The 877-nt window shown below is 58.0% G+C and carries 1 pseudogene; it reads left to right on the top strand.

Annotated elements, in window-relative coordinates:
- A pseudogene (locus tag HU727_RS25480) lies at window positions 1–877 on the top strand (type IV secretion protein Rhs); the annotation flags it as partial.

Here is an 877-nt window from a genome sequence, read left to right as displayed (position 1 = left end):
CATCAACCCCGACGGCAGCCAACTGCGCTATCGCTATGACAACTCACAACTCAACCTCACAGAGATCGAGAATGAGCGCGGCGAACGCTATCAACTCGATTACTACCCCAATGGCCTGATCCAGCAGGAAACAGGCTTCGACGGGCGCCGCACTGCCTACGAGTACGACCTCAACGGCCAACTGCTGAAGAAAACCGAATTTGGTGATGACGGTAGTGAACTGATCACCGAATATCAACGTGATGCCGCAGGCCGTTTGCTGGTCAAGAAGCTGCCCGATGGTGAGGAGATTCATTACAGCTACGACGCGCTCGGTCGGTTGGTCAACGTCGACGACAGTCATTGGCCGCTCGCCTACGAATATGACGTGCAAGATCGACTGATTACCGAACATCAGGGCTGGGGCACCACGCGTTACGCATACGACAGCGTCGGCCAACTAAGCCACTGCCGCCTTCCGGATGGAAGCACACTCGATTATCGTCACCTGCCCGGTGGACGCCTGAGCAGCATCGACCTCAACGGTCCACGCCTGACCTCTCACCAGTTCAGCACGGGTCGCGAACAACAGCGCCAACAAGGCCTGCTGCTCAGCCAATACCAATACGATGAACAGGGCCGACTTCAAGCGCACAGCGTCAGCCAGCGGGACAAACACCTATTCCAGCGTCGCTACAACTACGACGCCAACGGCAACCTCGCCGGTATCGATGACAGCCGCAAAGGCAACCGCAGCTATCACTACGATCCGCTGGATCGCCTGATCAGTGTGCGTGGCGCCATGCCAGAAAGCTTCGCCCATGATCCAGCGGGTAACCTGCTCGGACAGAACGACCTGCCCGCAGCCAACCTCGCCAACGTCAAAGGCAACCGCCTG

Source organism: Pseudomonas khorasanensis (genome assembly GCF_014268505.2).
Lineage (GTDB): Bacteria > Pseudomonadota > Gammaproteobacteria > Pseudomonadales > Pseudomonadaceae > Aquipseudomonas > Aquipseudomonas khorasanensis.
The sequence above is the reverse complement of the archived record's forward strand: the minus strand, read 5'-3'. Positions and strand labels throughout refer to the sequence as shown.